This is a genomic window from Bradyrhizobium cenepequi, assembly GCF_020329485.1.
In the GTDB taxonomy this organism is placed as follows: Bacteria; Pseudomonadota; Alphaproteobacteria; order Rhizobiales; family Xanthobacteraceae; genus Bradyrhizobium; species Bradyrhizobium cenepequi.
In genome coordinates this window covers 307,092-323,841 of sequence record NZ_JAGKJI010000003.1, presented here as the reverse complement: position 1 = coordinate 323,841, position 16,750 = coordinate 307,092, and the positions used below count along the sequence as shown (strand labels likewise).

General features: G+C 62.6%; 16 protein-coding genes. 10 read left to right on the top strand and 6 right to left on the bottom strand.

From position 1 onward, the window contains the following. Nucleotides 1-236: 236 nt before the first annotated feature. Nucleotides 237-515, top strand: a complete 279-nt coding sequence (locus J6497_RS06935; protein WP_225703496.1) for a hypothetical protein — start codon at nucleotides 237-239, stop codon at nucleotides 513-515. Between the two features lie 22 nt (nucleotides 516-537). Here J6497_RS06935 and purU read toward each other — a convergent pair whose 3' ends face one another. Next, entirely contained in the window at nucleotides 538-1,401 is an 864-nt protein-coding gene (gene purU, locus J6497_RS06930) for a formyltetrahydrofolate deformylase (RefSeq protein WP_225703495.1), read from the bottom strand. Nucleotides 1,402-1,572: 171 nt separating this feature from the next. Between purU and J6497_RS06925 the strand changes: the two genes are divergently transcribed. After that, on the top strand, nucleotides 1,573-2,415 hold the full coding sequence (locus J6497_RS06925) for a uroporphyrinogen-III synthase (RefSeq protein ID WP_225703494.1): 843 nt from the start codon (nucleotides 1,573-1,575) through the stop codon (nucleotides 2,413-2,415). 18 nt (nucleotides 2,416-2,433) lie between these two features. Here J6497_RS06925 and fcl read toward each other — a convergent pair whose 3' ends face one another. The 3 genes from fcl to J6497_RS06910 form a co-directional block, all read right to left on the bottom strand. Continuing rightward, nucleotides 2,434-3,390 carry a GDP-L-fucose synthase gene (gene fcl, locus J6497_RS06920; protein ID WP_283844393.1) on the bottom strand — a complete coding sequence of 319 codons (957 nt, stop codon included), beginning with the start codon at nucleotides 3,388-3,390 and terminating at the stop codon, nucleotides 2,434-2,436. Continuing rightward, nucleotides 3,371-4,456 (bottom strand): GDP-mannose 4,6-dehydratase, encoded by a 1,086-nt coding sequence (gene gmd / locus J6497_RS06915; protein ID WP_225703493.1) that lies wholly within the window; start codon nucleotides 4,454-4,456, stop codon nucleotides 3,371-3,373. The genes fcl and gmd overlap by 20 nt, the downstream gene beginning before the upstream one ends. A 150-nt stretch (nucleotides 4,457-4,606) precedes the next feature. Next, nucleotides 4,607-5,281 carry a Crp/Fnr family transcriptional regulator gene (locus J6497_RS06910; RefSeq protein ID WP_225703528.1) on the bottom strand — a complete coding sequence of 225 codons (675 nt, stop codon included), beginning with the start codon at nucleotides 5,279-5,281 and terminating at the stop codon, nucleotides 4,607-4,609. 329 nt (nucleotides 5,282-5,610) lie between these two features. Here J6497_RS06910 and J6497_RS06905 point away from each other — a divergent pair, with 329 nt between their 5' ends. From J6497_RS06905 to J6497_RS06880, 6 genes are all read left to right on the top strand, one after another. After that, a complete protein-coding gene (locus J6497_RS06905) occupies nucleotides 5,611-6,432 on the top strand; it encodes an ABC transporter ATP-binding protein (protein ID WP_225703492.1) in 822 nt (273 codons plus the stop codon). Further along, nucleotides 6,429-8,357 carry a long-chain fatty acid--CoA ligase gene (locus J6497_RS06900; protein ID WP_225703491.1) on the top strand — a complete coding sequence of 643 codons (1,929 nt, stop codon included), beginning with the start codon at nucleotides 6,429-6,431 and terminating at the stop codon, nucleotides 8,355-8,357. Before J6497_RS06905 ends, J6497_RS06900 begins: the two co-directional genes overlap by 4 nt. Before the next feature lie 223 nt (nucleotides 8,358-8,580). Beyond that, a complete protein-coding gene (locus tag J6497_RS06895) occupies nucleotides 8,581-9,474 on the top strand; it encodes a branched-chain amino acid ABC transporter permease (RefSeq protein ID WP_225703490.1) in 894 nt (297 codons plus the stop codon). 2 nt (nucleotides 9,475-9,476) lie between these two features. After that, entirely contained in the window at nucleotides 9,477-10,550 is a 1,074-nt protein-coding gene (locus J6497_RS06890) for a branched-chain amino acid ABC transporter permease (RefSeq protein WP_225703489.1), read from the top strand. 51 nt (nucleotides 10,551-10,601) lie between these two features. Continuing rightward, complete coding sequence (locus tag J6497_RS06885; protein WP_225703488.1) at nucleotides 10,602-11,885, top strand: ABC transporter substrate-binding protein; 1,284 nt, start codon at nucleotides 10,602-10,604, stop codon at nucleotides 11,883-11,885. A 138-nt stretch (nucleotides 11,886-12,023) separates the two neighbouring features. Beyond that, entirely contained in the window at nucleotides 12,024-12,863 is an 840-nt protein-coding gene (locus J6497_RS06880) for an ABC transporter ATP-binding protein (RefSeq protein ID WP_225703487.1), read from the top strand. Between the two features lie 14 nt (nucleotides 12,864-12,877). Here the strand turns inward: J6497_RS06880 and J6497_RS06875 are convergent, their stop codons facing one another. Beyond that, complete coding sequence (locus tag J6497_RS06875; protein WP_376708173.1) at nucleotides 12,878-14,026, bottom strand: AGE family epimerase/isomerase; 1,149 nt, start codon at nucleotides 14,024-14,026, stop codon at nucleotides 12,878-12,880. A gap of 102 nt (nucleotides 14,027-14,128) precedes the next feature. On the opposite strand from J6497_RS06875, the gene J6497_RS06870 reads away from it, so the two are divergent. Both J6497_RS06870 and J6497_RS06865 read left to right on the top strand, forming a co-directional pair. Further along, nucleotides 14,129-15,355 carry a phenylacetate--CoA ligase family protein gene (locus J6497_RS06870; protein ID WP_225703485.1) on the top strand — a complete coding sequence of 409 codons (1,227 nt, stop codon included), beginning with the start codon at nucleotides 14,129-14,131 and terminating at the stop codon, nucleotides 15,353-15,355. A 103-nt stretch (nucleotides 15,356-15,458) separates the two neighbouring features. Next, nucleotides 15,459-15,983, top strand: coding sequence for a D-glycero-alpha-D-manno-heptose-1,7-bisphosphate 7-phosphatase (locus tag J6497_RS06865; protein ID WP_225703484.1), 525 nt, complete (start codon nucleotides 15,459-15,461; stop codon nucleotides 15,981-15,983). 344 nt (nucleotides 15,984-16,327) lie between these two features. On the opposite strand, the gene J6497_RS06860 is transcribed toward J6497_RS06865, so the two are convergent. Next, nucleotides 16,328-16,747: a hypothetical protein gene (locus tag J6497_RS06860; protein ID WP_225703483.1), complete on the bottom strand. Its 420-nt coding sequence runs from the start codon at nucleotides 16,745-16,747 to the stop codon at nucleotides 16,328-16,330. Nucleotides 16,748-16,750 lie beyond the last annotated feature (3 nt).

The following is a 16,750-nucleotide window of genomic DNA, read 5'->3' as shown; positions in this document are numbered from 1 at the left end:
CGAATGGCGTCGTCCGGTGTCGGTTTGTCAAGCCGACGTAGGGATGGCGCCGGCGCGCTGACCGGCAGCAGCCGCCGGCGACATCTTCTGTATATTCGGCAGCTTGAGGTTCTATCATACCTCCAACAGGACCTGATAAGGCTATCTTACCATTTCGAAACTAGGGTCCGCCGACCCGCGCCAAGGTTGGCGCAATTCGGTCCAAACCTTCAAGCCCCACGACACCCCGCATCGCGATGCCGACCAGCGCCCGCCATCTCGCAACCCTCTTCGCCCTCGCCCTGACGGGCTGTGCCTTGGGCGGGTGCGGTACCATCAACGAGAAACTGTCGGCCGGCACGGCGGACCTGATTCCGGCGTGGGCTGGCGGGCTGCCGGCCGACGCCCCACCTCGGCCAGGCACCGCCCAATACGACGAATTCATGCGCGAGCGGGAGCGCAAGCGGCTGATGCCGGCTTCCGAGCGCGGCGACGAGAACAAGTCGGCACCGACGTCGCAGGAGGCCGTTCACTGAGGAAGGGTTGGCGCCACTCCGCTCAGTCGACGAACACCACGGTCTTGCGGCCGTTGGGAATCACGCGGTCCTCGAGATGGTAGCGGATGGCGCGGGCCAACACGCGGCGCTCGATATCCCGGCCCTTGCGGACGAGATCGTCAGGCGTATCCCGGTGGCTGATGCGCTCGACGTCCTGGTCGATGATCGGCCCTTCGTCGAGGTCGCCGGTGACGTAATGCGCAGTGGCGCCGATCAATTTGACGCCGCGCTCGTGCGCCTGGTGGTAGGGGCGCGCGCCCTTGAAGCCCGGCAGGAACGAATGGTGGATGTTGATGCAGCGGCCTGCGAGCTTTGCCGACAGCTCGTCCGACAGGATCTGCATGTAGCGCGCGAGCACGACCAGGTCGGTGTTGGTATCCTCGGCGAGCTTCCAGAGCGCGGCTTCCTGCTCGCGTTTGGTTTCCTTGGTCACGGGGAGGTAGTGGAACGGGATCTCACCGAAATCGAGGTGGCTGTAGGCTTCGCGCGGATGGTTGGAGACGATGGCGGTCGGGATCATCTGCAATTCGCCGGTGCGCCAGCGATAGAGGATATCGACCAGGCAGTGATCGGATTTGGAGACGAGCAGCATCACGCGGCGGCGGGCCGCGCGGTCCCGCATCTGCCATGTCATGCCGAAACGTTCGGCGATTGCGGCAAAGCCGGTCTGCAGCGCCGACAATTCGACCGCGAGATCGGCGGCCGTGAACACCACCCGCATAAAGAATTTGTTCGTCTCGATATCGTCGAACTGCTGGGCATCCAGGATGTTCTGACCATTATGTGCGAGAAAGGTCGAGACCGCCGAGACGATGCCGGGGCGGTCGGGGCAGGACAGGGTCAGGACAAATTGAGGGTCGGGCATGGCGATCGATCGAGACTTGGCTGATTGGGGTTTGGCTGATTAGGGCGTGATTGATTAAGGCTTGGGCAGCCGCACGGAACGGCGGATTTGCGGCCCCTGCTCTAGCACCGCCGTCGCGCTTGCGCCAATCCTGCGGCAGGGGCCAAATTGAGCTATATCGGAGGCACCAACATGGCTGACCGGCTGAACGGCTACCGCATCCTGATCCTGGAGACGCGCGAGGAGGCGCAATTCTCCCGTCTGCTCGCCGAACAGGGCGCCGACGTGCTGCAATGTCCGATGTTCGCGATCCACGATGCGCCGGATCCGGCGCCGATCGAGGCCTGGATCCAGCGCTGCATCGAACGGCCCTTCGACGATCTGGTGCTGATGACCGGCGAAGGCCTGCGGCGGCTGATGAAGGTCGTGCGCCGCATCGACATCGAACAGGAATTCGTTGCGGCGCTGACCAAAGCCCGCAAATTCGCCCGTGGCCCAAAACCCGGCCGGGCGTTGCGCGAAATCGGGCTTGAGCCGCAGGTGACGACGGAAAAACCGACCTCTGAAGGCGTCATCGAGATGCTGTCCCGCATCGAGCTGAAAGGCCATCGCCTCGGCTTGCAGCTCTATCCGGACAAGGACCACGGCGCGCTGATCGGCGCGATCGAAGCGCAGGGCGCGGAGGTCGATACCGTGCTGCCCTACGTCTACGATTCCAAGGCCGCTGATGCCAACATCGTTGCGGCCATCGACGAGATGGTGGACGGCCGGATCGATGCGATCGCGCTGACCAACCTGGGCCAGGTGCGCCGGCTGTTCGAAGCCGCGCGGGCACGCGGCTATGAGGACAGGTTGCGCCAGGGCCTTGACCGGACCGCGATCGCCTCGGTGGGGCCGGCGGTCTCTGGCGAACTCGCCTCACACGGCCTGCGCACCGACATCGCGCCGGCGAACGACGCCTATTTCATGAAGCCGCTGATCTCGGCGATGGCGGTGGCGCTCGCGAAGCAGCCACCGCGGAAGGCGGCGCGGTGACGCTGCGCCGTCAGAAAATCACTCGGCCGCCTGCTGCGTTTCACTGAGATACGCCTGATAGGCGAGCCTGATGCCGTCTTCCAGCGACGTCTTCGCTCGCCAGCCAAGCGCAGCCAGCCGGCTGACGTCGAGCAGTTTGCGCGGCGTGCCGTCGGGCCGCGAGGTGTCATAGCTGATCGCGCCGTCATAGCCGATCGTCGCCGCGACCACACGGGCGAATTCCGCGATCGTGATGTCCTTGCCGGTGCCGATATTGATCAGGCCGCTGTCGGAATAGACCTTCATCAGGTGGATGCAGGCGTCGGCGAGATCGTCGACATGGAGGAATTCGCGCCGCGGCGTGCCCGTACCCCAGACCACGACGTTCTTCGCGCCCGATACTTTCGCCTCATGGAAGCGGCGGATCAGGGCTGCGACCACGTGGCTGTATTCGGGATCATAATTGTCGCCGCGACCGTAAAGATTGGTCGGCATCACGCTGATGAAATCGGCGCCGTACTGGCGGCGATAGGTTTCCACCAGCTTGATGCCTGCGATCTTGGCAATCGCGTAGGGCTCGTTGGTCGCCTCCAGCGGCCCGGTCAAGACCGCATCCTCGCGCAGCGGCTGCGGTGCCAGCCTCGGATAGATGCAGGAGGAGCCGAAGAACATCAGCTTCTCGGTTCCGTTGACGTGGGCCGCGTGGATCACGTTGGTCGCGATCGCCAGATTGTCGTAGAGAAACTCGGCGCGCAGCAGGTCGTTGGCGGCGATGCCGCCGACCTTCGCGGCCGCCAGGAACACCGCCTGCGGCCGCTTCGCGGCAAACCATCTGTTGACCGCCGCCTGATCGCGGAGATCGACTTCCGTTCGTGGCACCGTCAGGAGCTTGACATCTTCCCGCGCGAGCCTTCGCAACAGGGCGGAGCCGACCATGCCGCGGTGGCCGGCGACAAAGACCATTTTGCCTTTCAGCTCAAACGGCGTTCTTGCCATGGGCGACCTCCTGCCTCGCCTCGGCGAGATCGCTCGCGACCATTTCCTTCACGAGCTGGGCAAAGCTGGTCTTCGGCGTCCAGCCGAGCTTGTCGTGCGCCTTGCTGGCATCGCCGATCAAGAGATCGACTTCGGTCGGGCGGAAGTAGGTCGGATCGATCCGGACCACAGTCTTGCCGGATTTGGTGTCGACACCGGTCTCGTCGACACCCTCCCCGCGCCACGCGATTGCCCGTCCGACCTCGGCAAACGCCAGTTCCACAAATTCGCGCACCGAGCGCGTCTCGCCGGTCGCGAGCACGAAATCACCGGGGGCCTCCGCCTGCAGAATCCTGTGCATACCCTCGACATAATCCCGCGCATGGCCCCAGTCGCGCTTGGCCTCGAGATTGCCGAGATAGAGCGTGTCCTCGAGCCCGACCTCGATGCGGGCGACGCCGCGGGTGATCTTGCGGGTGACGAAGGTCTCGCCGCGGATCGGGCTCTCGTGGTTGAACAGGATGCCGTTCGAGGCATACATGCCGTAGGCCTCGCGGTAGTTCACCGTGATCCAGTAGCCGTACAGCTTGGCGACGCCATAGGGCGAGCGCGGGTAGAACGGCGTGGTTTCCCGCTGCGGCACTTCCTGGACCAGGCCGTACAGCTCCGAGGTCGAGGCCTGATAGAACCGCGTCTCCTTTTCCATGGCGAGGATGCGGATCGCCTCCAGCAGGCGCAGCACGCCGACCGCATCGGCATTGGCGGTGTATTCCGGGCTCTCGAAACTGACCCCGACATGGCTCTGCGCGGCGAGGTTATAGATCTCGGTCGGCCGGATCTGCTGCATCAGCCGGATCAAATTGGTCGAGTCCGTCATGTCGCCATAATGCAGCAGGAACGGCACGTTGCCGACATGGCGATCCTGATAGAGATGATCGACCCGCGCGGTATTGAACGACGACGAGCGGCGCTTGATGCCGTGCACGCTGTAGCCGAGGCCGAGCAGATATTCGGCGAGGTACGCGCCGTCCTGGCCGGTGACGCCCGTGATCAGCGCGACACGTCGCTTGGAGTCCTGAGCCGCCATATCCTCTCCGAAGGCGCGGAACTGCGCCGGGTTGCGAATGGCTCGGTCTGTAGCATCCGCTTCCCGCGAAGTCTAATGCCATAACCGTTTGAAATCAGGCCGTTAGGCACAAGCTTTCGGGCGCACACGGCGTCGGACCGGTCGGCTGGACTATTCGCCGTAGTGGCGCAGACGTTCGAGGTCGACGATGGTCACGCCGCCATATTCCAGCCGCAACAGCCCCTCCTTCTCCAGCCGCTTCAGGCACTGGTTCGCATTCTGACGCGAGATGCCGGAAAGCGCCCCGATTTCCTCCTGCGTGATCTCGAGATGGCACGAGAGCTCGGGGTAGAGAATTGGGTTGAACAGGGAGGCGATGGAACGCGCCAGCCGCGCGGTCGCATCCAGCGTACGGCCATATTCCAGGAGCGCAATGAACTGGCCAAGCCGCTCGTTGAGCTGCGCCACCAGGAAACGGTTGAACGCCACGCTGTTCTCGAACAGCCACACGAAGGTCTTGCGGTCCATCATGGCCAGCCGCGTGTCGCGCAGCGCCACCACATCGTAACGCCGCGCTTCGTTCTTCAGCACCGACCCCTCGCCGAACCAGGCGCCGGCAGTCAATCCGGCGAAGCTTGCCGCCTTGCCGCCGCGGGAGACGATGCCCATCCGCGCCAGCCCCGTGACCACGCCGGTCCAGTAGTCAAAACGGTCGCCGCGCATGAAGATGAATTCATTGGCGCCATAGGATTTCTCGGTGATACCACTGCGCGCGATCTCGATCTCGCGGTCATCCAGTTCACGCGACCAGGCCGCGATGCGCTTTAGGTAATCGGCAGCAATCATGATTCCGTTGACTGTCGTCCGCCTCACTATGTTGCGCCGCAACAACGCGCGGGCCGGACGAAATTTGCCAGCCAATTGTCGGGCACAAGACATTTCACCGTACCGCTTTGCCCTATGGAGAGCCACCGGCGCAATGTCTGCGCGACACGCGTGCAAGCGCGAGCGGGCAAGGCGCCGGGTGCGGCGTTACCGCGCATGAACGGTGGCGTCCGCAGTGGAACGAGGCACCATTAATCGGATGGCTTAGCCGGAACGGCCGATGTAAGATTATCGCTGTCTTTGCAAGAAGAGACAAAGAGCGCGTGAAGCGCCGCATCTGGAGGAAATAGGTGGAATACACGTTGGAGGTGCGCGGGGTGTCGCTGCGCTTTGGTGGCGTCCGTGCGCTGACCGAAGTGAGCTTTGGCGTCAAGCCTGGCGAATTGTTCTCCATCATCGGTCCCAACGGGGCCGGCAAGACCTCGATCGTCAACTGCATTTCCGGCCGCTATAAGCCGACCGAAGGCCGGCTTTTCTATCGCGGCAAGGATATCACGGGCCTCAATCCGAACGCCCGACCCTCGCTCGGCATCGGCCGCACCTTCCAGAACCTCGCGCTGTTCCACCACATGAGCGTGCTCGACAACATCATGGTCGGCCGCCATCACCTCCTGAAGAATAATTTCATCACCGGATCGCTGTACTGGTTGACCGGTGCGCGGCGTGAGGAGCTCGATCATCGCCGCAAGGTGGAGGAGATCATCGATTTCCTCGACCTGCAGTCGGTGCGCAAGGCGACCGCCGGCACACTTCCCTATGGCCTGCGCAAGCGCGTGGAACTTGCCCGTGCAATGGCGCTCGAGCCGCAGCTCATCTTGCTGGACGAGCCGATGGCCGGCATGAACTTCGAAGAGAAGGAGGACATGACGCGTTATATCGTCGATCTCAACGAGGAGTTCGGCATGACCGTTGTGATGATCGAGCACGACATGGGCGTGGTGATGGATATCTCTCACCGAGTCACGGTGCTCGATTTCGGCCGCAAGATCGCGGAGGGCGATCCCGCGACTGTGCTCGCAGATCCCCACGTCAAGCGCGCCTATCTCGGCGAAGAGGATGAGGCGCTGGTCGATCCCGATGACGTGCCGCTGCCGCGGGAGAGCGCGGCATGATCGATTACGCCGGGCGCGCCGCACGGGCCGACACCTTTCCGAAGATGCTGCGGCTGAACGCCAGGGAACATGGCCGCGAGATCGCGCTGCGCGAGAAAGATCTTGGTCTGTGGCGTGAATTCACCTGGAACGACTACCAGGCCCGCGTGCAGGAATTCGCGCTTGGCATGATCGAACTGGGCCTCGGCCGCGGCGACGTCATCGGCATCATCGGCGACAACCGTCCGGACTGGGTGGCTGCCGAGATCGCAACCCATGCGATCGGCGGCATGAGTCTCGGGCTTTACCGCGACGTGCTGGACGAAGAGGCGGCCTACCTCCTGAACTATGGCGAGGCGAAGCTCGTGTTCGCCGAGGACGAGGAGCAGGTCGATAAGCTGCTGGGGCTGGCCGACCGCGCGCCGCATCTGAAGCACATCGTCTATTCCGATCCGCGTGGCATGCGGAAATATGACGATCCGCGCTTGATGAAAGCGAGCAAGCTCGCAAGCCTCGGCCGCGAGCGCGCGGCGCGCGAACCCGGCCTCTACGACACGCTGGTCGATGCCACTGACGGCGAAGACGTCGCGATTCTCTGCACGACCTCAGGCACGACGGCCAATCCGAAGCTCGCGATGCTCGCCGCCGGCCGCGTGCTCAAGCACTGCGCGACCTATCTCTCCTTCGATCCGAAGGGGCCGGACGACGAATATGTGTCGGTGCTGCCGCTGCCCTGGATCATGGAGCAGGTCTACGCGCTCGGCAAAGGTCTGCTCTGCCGGATGAAGGTCAACTTCGTCGAAGAGCCCGACACCATGATGCACGATTTCCGCGAGATTGCGCCGACATTCGTGCTGTTCGCGCCGCGGGTATGGGAGGCGATCGCGGCCGACGTGCGCGCCGGCGTGATGGATTCGTCGCCACTAAAGCAAAGGCTGTACGATCTCGGCATGAAGACGGGGCTTGCCGCGCTCGAGCAGGACAAGCGCTCCGTGGTCGCAGATCAGCTTCTGTTCCGCGCGCTCCGCGACCGTCTCGGCTTCACGCGGCTACGCTCGGCGGCGACCGGTGGTGCGGCGCTCGGCCCAGATACTTTCAAATTCTTCCGTGCGATGGGCGTGCCGCTGCGCACGCTTTACGGCCAGACCGAACTGCTCGGCGCCTATACCCTGCATCTACCCGGCGCAGTCGACCCCGACACTACGGGCGTCCCAATGGACGAGACGATCGAGATCCGCGTCGACAACCCCGATGTCAATGGCGTCGGCGAGATCGTCGTACGCCATCCCAACATGTTCCTGGGTTACTACAAGAACCCGGAAGCGTCTGCGGCCGACATTCAGGATGGCTGGATGCGTTCCGGCGATGCCGGTTATTTCAACGACAACGAGCAGCTCGTAGTCATCGACCGCATCAAGGATCTCGCCGAGACCTCGCGCGGCGATCGGTTCTCGCCACAATATATCGAGAACAAGCTGAAGTTCTCGCCCTACATTGCGGAAGCCGTGGTGCTCGGTGCCGGCCGCGACGCGCTCGCCTCCATGATCTGCATCCGCTACTCCATCATCTCGAAATGGGCGGAGAAGAACCGGATCTCGTTCACCACTTATACCGATCTCTCCTCGCGTCCCGAGGTCTACGCGCTGTTGCGCAACGAGGTCGACACCGTCAACGCCTCGCTGCCGCCGGCGCAGCGCATCTCCCGCTTCCTGCTGCTCTACAAGGAACTCGACGCCGACGACGGCGAGTTGACGCGCACCCGAAAAGTGCGCCGCGGTGTCATCAACGAGAAATACGCCGACATCATCGACGCGATCTATCGCGGCGATGTGAACATTCCGGTCGATACCGTGATCCGTTTCCAGGATGGCACGACCCAGCGCGTGCGGACCACGCTGAAAGTGGTGGATCTGGCAGCTGCCGCGATCGCGGAGGCCGCTGAATGAGCGATCGGCAACAGCAAAGCACGATGCGCATTGTAGTGCCCTCTCCCCTTGTGGGAGAGGGCTGCTCCGCAGGTAGACAAGGCCTCGATAGGGTGAGGGGTTCCCTCTCCACACTCCCGATGCGGAGACAACCCCTCACCCGGCTTCGCTTCGCGAAGCCACCCTCTCCCACAAGGGGAGAGGGTGTAGCGGCACCTGTCTCTTTCGTTAGTTGCAAATCAACATGAACACCCAATTCCTGTTCCAGCTCCTGATCAACGGCCTCGTGGTCGGCACGCTCTATGGCGTGGTCGCAATGTCGTTCGTGCTGATCTACAAGGCGACCCAGGTCGTGAATTTCGCGCAAGGAGAGCTGCTGCTGATCGGCGCTTGGGTCTGTTGGGCGCTGCTCGCCAAATACCAGGTGCCGTTCTGGCTGGGCATGCCAATCACACTGGTGTTCATGTTCATCTTTGGCATCGCAATTCAGATCGTGATCCTGCGGCCAATGATCGGTGAGCCTATCATCTCCGTCATCATGGTGACGATCGGGCTCTCAACGGTGTTCCAGGCCGCGCTGAAATGGATATTCGGCGTCAACCCGCAACCGTTCCCGCGCGTGTTCCAAAGCCAATCGGTCAACCTGTTCGGCCTGCAGATCCAGACCGTCTACGTGATGAGCCTCGTGGTTTCGATCGCAATGATGATCGGCATGGCCTGGTTCTTCCGTGCCTCCAAATACGGCCTGGCGATGCGAGCCACCGCCTTCAACCAGCAGGTCGCGCAGTCGCTCGGCATTTCCGTGAAAAGCGTGTTTGCGATGGCCTGGGCGATTTCGGCGACCGTGTCTGCCGTCGCGGGCGTCGTCGTGGCCGTCGTGAACGGCGTCTCCTCCGGCCTCTCCGCCTATGGCATCAAGGTGTTTCCGGCCGCGATCCTGGGCGGGCTCGATTCGGTCGGCGGCGCCGTGCTCGGCGGCATCATCATCGGGCTGCTCGAGAATTTCGCGCAATATGTCGACAGCCAGTACCTCCACTGGGGCAATCTCTACGAGATCGCGCCGTTCTACGTCTTGATCATCATCCTCATGATCAAGCCCTACGGCTTGTTCGGCACCAAGGATATTGAGCGGGTCTGACCATGGCGACGCGTTCCCTGATTCCCTCCGGCGACTTCCGCACCACCTACGCGGCCGACACCACGATCTTTCCGACAATAACGAGCCGCAACTTTGCGATTTTCGGCATCCTGCTCGCGTGCTTCGCGCCCTATGTATTCTCCAACTACTGGCTCAGCATCTCGATCCAGATCGGTATCTTCGCGATTGCAGCGCTCGGCCTCAACGTGCTGGTCGGCTTCACCGGGCAGATCTCGATCGGCCACGCGGCGTTCTTCCTGCTTGGCGCCTTCACCTCGGCCTATATCTCGAACAATGCGCCGATCCCGGTGTTCTTCGCCATTCCGTTCGCCGGTCTCGTCACCGCGCTGGTCGGCTTGATCTTCGGTGTGCCGGCCGCGCGGCTGAAGGGGCTTTATCTCGCGATCGCGACGCTCGCCGCTCAATACATCCTGCTCGACTTCTTCTCCCGTGCGGAATGGTTTTCCGGCGGCTCGGTGCCGGCAAGCGCCGAGCCATTTTCGATCTTCGGCTATATGCTGCGCGGTGACCGCCAATATTTCTATGTCGTGCTGGCCTACCTGATCGTCAGCTATCTCCTGGTCACCAATTTGATGCGCACGCGCGACGGCCGCGCGCTGATTGCGATCCGCGACCACTATCTTTCCGCCGAGATCATGGGCATCAATCTCAGCAAATACCGAACGCTGTCGTTCGGCATTGCCGCATTTTTCGCCGGCATCGCTGGCGCGCTCTACGCGCACTACCAGCTTGTCGTCTCGCAGGAAGGCTTCGGCATCGAGCGCTCGGTACTGTTCCTGGCCATGGTCATCATCGGCGGCACGGGTTCAGTCATGGGGACGCTGATGGGCACAGCTTTCGTCGTGCTCCTGCCTGAGACAATGGAGTGGATCAGCCTGGAGCTGAAGGGAAGCGCGATCGACAGGGCGCTGGAGCTCAACACCAACATCACCTTCCTGCGCGAGATCGCGATCGGGCTGATCATCATCGCGTTCCTGATGTTCGAGCCGGACGGGCTCGCGCATCGCTGGCGGCAGATCAAGGCATATTGGAAACTCTACCCGTTCTCGCATTAGCGTCGGGGCAAAGACTTACGAACGCATCAACGAATAACAGGAGGAAAGACCATGACGATTAGATCCCTTTTGAGCACGGCTTCGTTGGCGCTGCTGATCGGCAGCGTATCCGTGGCCGCGCAGGCCCAGATCGCGATCGGCCACCTCGCCGACTATTCCGGCGGCACCTCGGACGTCGGAACGCCCTACGGCCAGGCCGTCGCCGACACCTTTGCCTGGGTCAACAAGAACGGCGGCATCGGCGGCAAGAAGCTCAATGTCGACACCAACGACTACGGCTATCAGGTGCCGCGCGCGATCGCGCTCTACAAGAAATGGTCGGCGCCCGACAGCAAGGTGGCGGCAATCATGGGCTGGGGCACCGCCGATACGGAAGCGCTGACCGGCTTCCTCGCCCAGGACAAGATCCCGGATATCTCGGGCTCCTATGCAGCAGCGTTGACCGATCCGCAAGGCACCAGCGGCAAGGCAAAGCCCGCCCCCTACAATTTCTTTTATGGTCCGAGCTATTCGGACGCGCTGCGCGCCATGCTAATGTGGGCGGCGGACGATTGGAAAGCGAAGGGCAAACCGGGCAAGCCCAAGTTCGCTCACATGGGCGCCAACCACCCCTATCCGAACGCGCCAAAGGCGGCCGGTGAGGCCATCGCCAACGAACTCGGCTTCGAGGTGCTGCCGCCGCTGGTGTTCGCGCTCACCCCGGGAGACTACTCCGCGCAATGCCTCAGCCTGAAGAGTTCCGGCGCCAACTATGCCTACCTCGGCAATACGGCAGCTTCCAACATCTCCGTGCTGAAGGCCTGCAAGGCGGCAGGCGCCGACGTTCAGTTCCTCGGCAACGTCTGGGGCATGGATGAGAACGCTGCCAAGACCGCCGGCGACGCGGCGGACGGCGTGATCTTCCCGCTGCGCACCGCGGTCGGCTGGGGCGGCGATGCGCCCGGCATGAAGACTGTAATGGAAATCTCCAAAATGTCGGACCCGTCCGGCAAGATCTATCGTCCCGTGCACTACATCGCCGCCGTCTGCTCAGCGCTCTATATGAAGGAGGCGATCGAGTGGGCCGACAAGAACGGCGGTGCCACCGGCGAGAACGTCGCGAAGGGCTTCCATCAGAAGAAGGACTGGGTGCCATCAGGCATGGAAGGCGTCTGCAACGCCTCGACCTGGACCGAAAAGGACCATCGCCCGACGACAAAGGTCGATCTCTACCGCTCCAAGGTCACGGGCTCGACCGACGGCGATCTCAACGACCTCATCGCCAAGGGCACGATCAAGCTCGAGAAGGTCAAGACCGTGGAGCTGCCGCGCAAGCCGGAATGGCTGGGCTGGTGAAGCACGTCACCGACGCTCAATCGTCATCCCCGCGAAGGCGGGGGATCCAGTACGCGGCGAGTTTGCAGTCAAATTGCAACCGCCTCTGGAACACTGCGTCACCCGCCTTCGCGGGTGACGACGGTCGAAAGTGATCCGATGACCCAAACTGTCGAAGCAACTCACTCGGCACCAACTGCGGTCGACGTGCCGCCTCTCCTCAGTGTCAACAACATCGAGGTGGTCTACGATGACGTGATCCTGGTGCTGCGAGGCCTGAGCCTCGAAGTGCCCAGAGGGTCGATCGTGGCGCTGCTGGGGGCCAACGGCGCCGGCAAGTCGACCACACTGAAGGCGATCTCGGGACTACTCAAGACCGAAGATGGCGAGGTGACGCGCGGCGAGATCATCTTTGACGGCGAGCGCATCAATGGCATCGATCCCGACAAGATCGTCCGCCGCGGCATCTTCCAGGTGATGGAGGGACGCCGCATCATTGCCGACATGACGTCGCTGGAGAACTTGCGGCTCGGTGCCTTCACCCGCAGCGACGGCGAGGTCAATGCCGACATTGACATGGTCTTCAACTATTTCCCGCGCCTGAAGGAGCGCACGGGGCTGGCCGGCTATCTCTCCGGCGGCGAACAGCAGATGCTGGCGATCGGCCGCGCGCTGATGGCGCGCCCGAAGATGATCCTGATGGACGAGCCGTCCATGGGACTGTCGCCGCTGCTGGTCAAGGAAGTGTTCGCCATCATCAAGGAGATCAACCGCGACCTCGGTGTTACCATCCTCCTGGTCGAGCAGAATGCGCGGGCGGCCCTTTCGGTGGCGAGCCACGGCTACATCATGGAACAGGGCAAGGTGGTGCTCGACGGAAGTGCCGATGAATTGCGTGACAACGAGGACGTCAAGGAATTCTACCTCGGCGGCGCCGGCGACCAGCGCAAGAGCTTCAAGAACCTCAAGAGCTTCAAGCGGCGGAAGCGGTGGCTGTGAGCGCAGCCCGGTGCCTATTGCAGCACCTGCTCCGCTTCTGTAACCGCGCAAAGAACATGATAGAACGAAGACGCAGGTATGGTGGCGACCAGCGACGTGCCGTCGCGATCGAACTGATCGTACCAGCCGCCCGCAACAGGGTGGCTCAGATAATGCCGCTCAAGGCGCGCCAACGCAGCGCGCGCCTCATCGGCGGCACCCGCCTCGCCGGCTTCGGCTTGCGCAATCCACGCCTTTGCGATCTCGCTCTGGGGCCACAAACGCCGCGAGTGGCGCCGGATAACGCCCTCAACATTGCCCTCGTCGGTGAGGCAGTCGGTCGCCTCGTCGCGATAGCGCAGCGCCGAGGCCAGCAATTCACCGCGATAGCGCCCCGTCGGGCAGCCGGTGATGCGTTCAAATCCCTTCAAGAGCCAGACCCATTCGGCCAGGTGTCCCGGTTCGACGCTGATGGGCGGAATCCTGGACCAGTCTTCTTCGAAATATTCGCCAAGCACGTGGGTCTGCTTGTCATAGAGATTGGCGAGGAACAGCGCAAAAAACTCGCCAGCGCGTTGCTGGAACGTCAGATCATGCGTTGCGTCGAATACGGCGATCATCGCCTCGAACAGATGCATCTGCGGATTTTGCCGCCGCGGCAGGGATGCCGGCGCCCCCTCGAGAAAGCCGCCATTCGGCGAGCGCAGATGCGCGTCCAGATAGGCGAGCAGCGCATCGATCTCCGATCGCACCTGCGCGTCCCGATCGAGTCCATACACGGTAGCGAGCGCCAGCAGCACAAAGGCGTGGTCGTAGGTGTCGCGCCGCGCGTCGAGCACACCGCCGTCGGCCGTCAGCCGGTGGACGAAGCCCGGCCGGCCGTCCGGCGCCTTCGCCTTCGTCAACAGGTGATCGAGCCCCTTCAGCGCGATCTCGCGGCCTTCGCCGTACCAGCCCATCTGCGCGGCTTTGGCATAACAGTAGATCTGCCGGGCCTGAACGAACACGCGCCGCGGCGCGAGCCGATCGGCGCGGCCGTCGGGGTCGAGCCGATCAACGAAGCCCCCTGCCGCGTCATCCCAGCCTTCCGTGCGCCACAGCGGCAGGCAGTGATCGATGACGCGACGCTTCAGCCTGCAGACGACATCGGCATCAGAAGGCTCGCTCACCTGGGCAGTCTGCATATCGGCCATTGCATTTCCCGGAGCATCGCCAGTTCGGCGGGAAGCCATCTGATAGCACGTCGAAGGCGGAGCGCAATCGGCGCGAACCCGTGAGGATCACCCATGACAGATCACTATGACGCCCGCGAAACCCGCGATCCCGCCCAGCGCGAGGCGGAACTGTTCGCCCGCCTGCCGGACGTCCTGCGCCGGGCCATGGCGGCGCCGGCCTATGCGGAGCGCCTCAAAGGCGTCGATCCCGCCACCATCACCAGCCGCGCCGCGCTGGCCCGCCTGCCGGTGCTGCGCAAGTCGGAACTCCCGGCCCTGCACAAGGCTGCCCCACCCTTCGGCGGCTTCGTTGTCGGGCCGCCAGGATCGTTTGCGCGCCTGTTCACCTCGCCCGGACCGATCTTCGAGCCCGAGGCCGCCCAGGTCGACGGCTGGCGCGGGGCGCGGGCCCTGTTCGCGGCAGGCTTTCGTCCCGGCGACGTGGTGCTCAATACCTTCAGCTATCATCTCACCCCCGGCGGGTTCATCTTCGATACCTCTGCCCGTGCACTCGGCTGTGCCGTGATCCCGGCAGGCCCTGGAAATACCGAACAGCAATTCGAGTTGATCGAGGCCTACCGGCCGATCGGCTACAGTGGCACACCCGACTTCCTGAAAATCCTGCTCGATGCGGCCGCAAGCGCCAGACGCGACGTCTCGTCGATCAAGCGCGCGCTGGTGTCGGGCGCGGCCTTTCCGAAATCCCTGCAGGAGGAGATCAAGTCGCGCGGCATCGAGGCTTGTCAGGCGTTCGGCACGGCCGATCTGGGCATGGTCGCGTTCGAGACCGGGGCGCGCGACGGCATGGTGGTCAGCGAGGACCTGATCCTCGAGATCGTCAGGCCCGGCACCGGCGATCCCGTCACACCGGGCGATGTCGGTGAGATCGTGGTCACCTCCCTCGACCTGCACCACCCCTGGATCCGCCTCGCGCTCGGCGACCTTACCGCGGCCCTGCCCGGGATAAGCCCGTGCGGACGCACGAATATGCGCATCAAGGGCTGGATGGGGCGCGCCGACCAGACGACCAAGGTCAAAGGCATGTTCGTGCGGCCCGAACAGATCGCCGAGATCGGCAAACGTCATCCGGAGCTCGGGCGGCTGCGCCTGGTCGTGACGCGTTCCGGTGAGACCGACCTGATGACGCTGAAGGCAGAAGCAGCCGCGGCGAGCGAAGCCCTTCAGCACGAGCTCGCGGCGACGCTGCGTAGCGTGACGAAGCTCGGTGGCAATGTCGAACTGGTCGGCGCGGGGGCGCTGCCGAACGACGGCAAGGTGATATCGGACGAAAGGAGCTGATAGAGACTTCGAGGGAATATGGACTTGCGACAGGTAATCAGCAAGAAAACTCCAACTCAGCTACTCTAGCGCTAGGCACTGCGCATCGATGAGGCACTATCAGATGGCCGCAAGAAGACCAGCAGTCTTTTTCGATCGTGACGGAGTGCTGAACGAAGATACCGGCTATGTATTCGAGATTGGTAAGTTGAAATGGATAGAGGGCGCACGTGAGGCAGTAAAAGCGGTCAATGATGCGGGATACTTCGCCTTTGTGATCAGCAACCAGTCGGGCGTCGCCAGAGGGCTATACGACGAGACTCAAGTGAACGCGTTACACGAGTGGATGGCAGCCGAGTTGGCCAAGATCGGAGCCCGTATAGATGCGTTCGAATATTGCCCATATCATCCTGAAGCCACGATAGAGCGCTATCGTCAGACCAGTGACCGACGCAAGCCTGCACCGGGCATGATAATCGATCTATTGAAGCGCTTCCCGATTGACATCGACCGGAGCATCCTTGTCGGAGACAAGACTACCGATCTCGAGGCGGCACGCGCCGCCGGGCTGAAAGGATACCTGTTTTCAGGTCAGAATTTGGAACGGTTCATGAAGCCACTCCTGCAAATCGAAAAAGACCAAAGCTGATCGAGATAACGGACGAAACGCCTAGCGGAGCTCCATCCGCAAAAAAGCACCGCTATGGCAGCGAGAAGGAGCGCGACGCCGCGTACTGAGACGCTCAAATTGCCCAGGCTCAAAAAACTTGATCCTGGCCGACATACCAGAGGTAAATCACGCCCGTCACCGCATGCAGCTAGCTGGCCAACGAGTTGACAATTTGTCCTTGAATCAACTTCTATCGAGACGTGCTTTCTATAAGATATGCACCTACTGCTGCGCAGCTGTCTCAGAGACATTTCTCTAAAGTGCCCGCTGAAAATTGGGTTCGTTTTGTCAGTTTTTGAGCTCCCATTACAGCTTCAACCTCATCAATCGGTACGACCATTGGAGGCGGCCGAAAGCTTCTGCGCTGCCCGCCGGCGCCTTTTGAGCGCCTGCCGTTCGTAACGGTCCAAAGCCGCCAGCCGCAGCACCTGCTTGAGGTTCGCCGAGGTGAAATCCAAATTTGCCACCAGCTTGCTGCGGACGGCGGCAACCCGCAGCAACTGGGCGTGGGCTTGCGCCATCTCGACCGCCGCTATCATCCGCATATCGTCGGCCCCTGCCGCCACCAACATCAGCGCCAACTGACGTGCCTTCATCAACGCCGCCGGGTCGGCCGTCAGGGGAAGCGACAAACCGTGGCGCAAGGCATTGCGGCTGGACCTCAAGCGTCCTGCCGCAGTTTTCGGCCCTGAACTCCGCTTGGCGTTTTCGCGATTGGCCCTGAGCTGTTTTTCACTGACCATGGC

What these genes read in the sequence shown, in the direction of transcription:
- J6497_RS06935 (WP_225703496.1), top strand. Translation starts at nt 237, where the DNA reads ATGCCGACCAGCGCCCGCCATCTCGCAACCCTCTTCGCCCTCGCCCTG.
- purU (WP_225703495.1), bottom strand. Translation starts at nt 1,401, where the DNA reads ATGCCCGACCCTCAATTTGTCCTGACCCTGTCCTGCCCCGACCGCCCC.
- J6497_RS06925 (WP_225703494.1), top strand. Translation starts at nt 1,573, where the DNA reads ATGGCTGACCGGCTGAACGGCTACCGCATCCTGATCCTGGAGACGCGC.
- fcl (WP_283844393.1), bottom strand. Translation starts at nt 3,390, where the DNA reads ATGGCAAGAACGCCGTTTGAGCTGAAAGGCAAAATGGTCTTTGTCGCC.
- gmd (WP_225703493.1), bottom strand. Translation starts at nt 4,456, where the DNA reads ATGGCGGCTCAGGACTCCAAGCGACGTGTCGCGCTGATCACGGGCGTC.
- J6497_RS06910 (WP_225703528.1), bottom strand. Translation starts at nt 5,281, where the DNA reads ATGATTGCTGCCGATTACCTAAAGCGCATCGCGGCCTGGTCGCGTGAA.
- J6497_RS06900 (WP_225703491.1), top strand. Translation starts at nt 6,429, where the DNA reads ATGATCGATTACGCCGGGCGCGCCGCACGGGCCGACACCTTTCCGAAG.
- J6497_RS06895 (WP_225703490.1), top strand. Translation starts at nt 8,581, where the DNA reads ATGAACACCCAATTCCTGTTCCAGCTCCTGATCAACGGCCTCGTGGTC.
- J6497_RS06890 (WP_225703489.1), top strand. Translation starts at nt 9,477, where the DNA reads ATGGCGACGCGTTCCCTGATTCCCTCCGGCGACTTCCGCACCACCTAC.
- J6497_RS06885 (WP_225703488.1), top strand. Translation starts at nt 10,602, where the DNA reads ATGACGATTAGATCCCTTTTGAGCACGGCTTCGTTGGCGCTGCTGATC.
- J6497_RS06880 (WP_225703487.1), top strand. Translation starts at nt 12,024, where the DNA reads ATGACCCAAACTGTCGAAGCAACTCACTCGGCACCAACTGCGGTCGAC.
- J6497_RS06875 (WP_376708173.1), bottom strand. Translation starts at nt 14,026, where the DNA reads ATGCAGACTGCCCAGGTGAGCGAGCCTTCTGATGCCGATGTCGTCTGC.
- J6497_RS06870 (WP_225703485.1), top strand. Translation starts at nt 14,129, where the DNA reads ATGACAGATCACTATGACGCCCGCGAAACCCGCGATCCCGCCCAGCGC.
- J6497_RS06865 (WP_225703484.1), top strand. Translation starts at nt 15,459, where the DNA reads ATGGCCGCAAGAAGACCAGCAGTCTTTTTCGATCGTGACGGAGTGCTG.
- J6497_RS06860 (WP_225703483.1), bottom strand. Translation starts at nt 16,747, where the DNA reads ATGGTCAGTGAAAAACAGCTCAGGGCCAATCGCGAAAACGCCAAGCGG.